This is a genomic window from Nostoc cf. edaphicum LEGE 07299 (assembly GCF_015207245.1).
Classification (GTDB): Bacteria; Cyanobacteriota; Cyanobacteriia; order Cyanobacteriales; family Nostocaceae; genus Nostoc; species Nostoc edaphicum_B.
Genome location: NZ_JADEXF010000622.1, coordinates 1 through 3,708, shown reverse-complemented (window position 1 = coordinate 3,708; position 3,708 = coordinate 1). Strand labels below are relative to the sequence as shown.

The window sequence follows — 3,708 nt, the reverse complement described above, 5'->3', positions numbered from 1 at the left end:
GCAGATACACTTATTAATGTATAACGCCGTTTGTAATCTGCCCAAATTATCCCGCTTTGCGTGGGCGTAGCCAAACCCAAGCGAAGGGTAAAAAAGTTCGTAGTAAGGACTTTAGCTCTGGATTTTTAAGCACTGAAGTGCTTACTACGAACTCATCAAAATACTCACCAATTTTTGGCACGACTTGCGATCGCAGATCATGCTCACTACGGGCTTGATTGATTGCTTCAAAAATGCTGTTGTACGGTCAACAATTTATTCATCCTGAGTAAATACCGAATTGACGAGGCAGTATGTTGCTTTATTGCTGTAACATTTTCAATAGAACCTCTGGGCTGTCCATTTTATCCATGACAACCTCAATAAAAGCAAGTTGGTCATGGTTTTGTTGAGCTGTTTGTAATGCTTTGTCTAACTGGGATTCGGTACTAACTTTAATTCCCCAGCCATTGCCAGCGAAAACCTCAGGGAGCTGATGATAATTCCAAGGTTGAATGTCGTTATAGGGCATACGTTCACCGTGAATATCACGCTCTATAGTATATCCATCATTGTTGAGCAAAAAAATAATCGGTTTTAGATTATAGCGTAAGATGGTTGAAAGTTCTTGTGCAGTCATTTGGAAAGACCCGTCACCAACCAGTAGAATAGAGCGACGTTGTGATGCGGCGATACCTGCGGTGGGCTTCGCCAACGCACAACCAAGTAATGAACCAACAGAGTAACCAATAGATCCCCAAAGTACTTGCCCAACGAAAGTAGCTCCTTTTGGTAAAGGAACGATAGAAGCGCCAAACAAACAAGTTCCAGTCTCAGCAACGATAATGTCATCTTCTTGGAGAAAATGAGCAAATCTATGCCAAAAATACTGCTGCGTAATCGGTGCCGAAGAGCCACCATCGAGAGGCGTTATAAAACCAGCATCTAAATTCTCTGTTGCTGATTTGAAGTTTAGCGTTTGAGGATCGCGGTGCTGCAACCGTTGGCTTAAAGCAGAAAGCACATCTGCCATAGCGACATTGTTGTACAAAGCATGTTTAACTTTTACATAATGCCCATGCACTTCAATAGTTTGGCTGGGATCGAGTTTGGCAGAAAACTTGCCTGTGTTGAAATCAGTCATCAAAGCACCAATAGTTAAAACACAATCTGCCTGCTCAATACGTTTTCTGACAGATTCCTCACTGGCAGCACCATTATATATACCGATGAATTGGGGATGGGTTTCTTCTAGCAATCCTTTTCCCATGTTCATCGTGGCATAAGGATATCCGGTAGCTGTTAGCAGTTCTCGCAATTGTTCATGCAAGTGATAGCGAGCTACACCAATATCAGCAAGAATCACAGGTTGGGAAGCATTTTCCAGTATGTTTACACAGACATCAACTATTTCGGCTATTGTAGCGCCATCACTCTGAAATACAGGGGCTATAAAGAAATCAGACGGTGCAGACACCTCAGCCAGAGCAACATCCATAGGTATGGAAATATAAACAGGTAACTTCTTCAGCAAACAGATACCTAAAACTCTGTCAATTTCCGTTGTTGCATTTTCGTTTGTTAAATATGCTTGAGCCGCCGTTACCTGTTCATACATTCGGGCAAATATTGAGAAATCACCAGTACCAAGCGTATGATGAACAAGTGAACCAAGAGCTTGAATTTTAGTTGCAGGAGCACCAGTAATCGCTACAACAGGAACGTGTTCAGCATAAGCGCCAGCGACACCATTAATAGCACTGAGTTCACCAACACCAAATGTAGTTACTAACGCTGCAATACCATTGAGCCGACCATAACCATCGGCAGCATAGGATGCGTTAAGTTCGTTGCAAGTAGAAATTAACTCGATGCCATTGTGGTTAACAATATAGTCGAGAAACTCCATATTGTAGTCTCCAGCAACGCCAAAGATATGCTTGATGCCGATTTGCTCCAGACGAAGCAATAAGTAGTCGCTAACAGTAAACTTTGCCATTGTCCGAGCCAAAATTTTACCCCTTTAGGGTATGAAAACTTTAACTTAGATGCGTATCTCTGAAGTAAGAGCTAATAGGGAGCAACGCGATTTTGTGAGGTCGGACAAAAAAGGTGCGATCGCTAAATTACTTATTTGGTTTTGATGAGGTTTTGCTATCCAAGTCTCTACTGAGACGCAGTTTCTCTATTTCCTGTTTGAGTTCTTCTATTGTTGCTTGCCGCTGAATCTATAGCGAGTGCCGCAGTTATGATCATTTCTATCAGTTTCTAAATCAAATTCTCAAGAGCTTCAGCCTGTGGCTTGGCTCTTTTGCATGACGATTTGTCAATTTCAAAAATCAAATAGGAGTCCTATATTTTAACTGGCTTAGGCCGAGGAAATTCAGAAGGCGGTTTAAATTTCATGACTGGTACATCCTTAAGCGCCTTCTGCATAAAATCACGCCAGACGGGAGTAACCATACCTCCACCTGTGGCACCACTGGCTAATTGTTTGTTATCATCTCTTCCTACCCAAATAGCAGTTGTTAACTGGGGTACAGAACCAATAAACCAAATGTCCTTTTCGGAAGAAGTTGTACCCGTTTTACCTGCAACTGGTCTATCTAGTGCAGCACCTTTACCAGTACCATCAGTAACTACCGATTGCATCACATCTAATAATGAGGCTGATGCCCAAGGGTCAAGAACTAGCTGAGGTTTAGGAGTATTGTCTAACAATACATTGCCACTACTATCAGTAACACGGGCAATAGCTGTTGGAGGTGATTGCCAGCCATAATTAGCCAAGGTGGCATAAGCACTAGCCATTTCCAGTGGTGTTACACCAATTGCGCCTAATGGTAAAGAACTTACGGCAACCATTGGACTGTTTATCCCCAAGGTACGGCAGGTGTCGATGACTGTATTCATTCCCACAGCTTTGCCAATCTTAACCGCAGGCACATTACGAGATAATGCTAAGGCAGTACGAATCGGCATTGCGCCCATAAAGCCACCATCGTAGTTCCGTGGATAGTACCAACCATCACCATCTTGATAGCTAACTGGAGCATCAATTACCGTTGTACTTGGTGTAAACTTACCACTAGCAAAAGCAGTATAGTAAACAAATGGCTTAAAAGCAGATCCAGGTTGACGCTGCGCTTGAGTTGCCCGGTTAAATTCACTCCTTTTTGAATCTATACCACCCACTAAAGCTTTGATAAAGTGCGTCCGGGGATCGATAGCTACTAAAGCCATTTGATTTTTATGTAAGCCTTGCCCTTCTAGGGTTTTATGCCACTCCTTAATAGCTTCTTCTGCCATTAGTTGGAAGCTGGCATCTACTGTAGTTTGTACCCGCATTCCACCTTTGAGCAAGGCATCACGCCCAAACTTTTTAATTATTTCCTGAGCTACGGTATTGGTTACATAAGGAAGGGCACTACCTTGAAATGACCTGATTTTGCCAAGTTTGATTTCTTGCTGGAGAGCATCATTATATTCTTGCTGGCTAATCCATTTCATTGCCAACATCCGTCCCAGCACTTCTTTTTGTTTTTGTTTTGCCAGTTTCATGTTCACAAACGGGCTAAATTCCTCTGGCGCTTGGATTAAACCCGCCATCATTGCAGATTCGCCCAGAGTCAAATTTGCTGCTGATTTGTCAAAGTAAGTTCGGGCTGCGGTTTGGACACCATAGTTATTGTGACCCCAGTACACTTGATTGAGGTACATTTCTAAAAT

The 3,708-nt window shown here is 42.6% G+C and carries 2 protein-coding genes; both read right to left on the bottom strand.

Annotated features, from left to right (window positions below; translation table 11 throughout):
- Nucleotides 1-301: 301 nt before the first annotated feature.
- Nucleotides 302-1,978 (bottom strand): alpha-keto acid decarboxylase family protein, encoded by a 1,677-nt coding sequence (locus IQ229_RS17920; protein WP_194046025.1) that lies wholly within the window; start codon nt 1,976-1,978, stop codon nt 302-304.
- 353 nt (nt 1,979-2,331) lie between these two features.
- On the bottom strand, nt 2,332-3,708 hold a 1,377-nt coding region (locus IQ229_RS17915), incomplete at its 5' end, for a transglycosylase domain-containing protein (protein WP_194046023.1).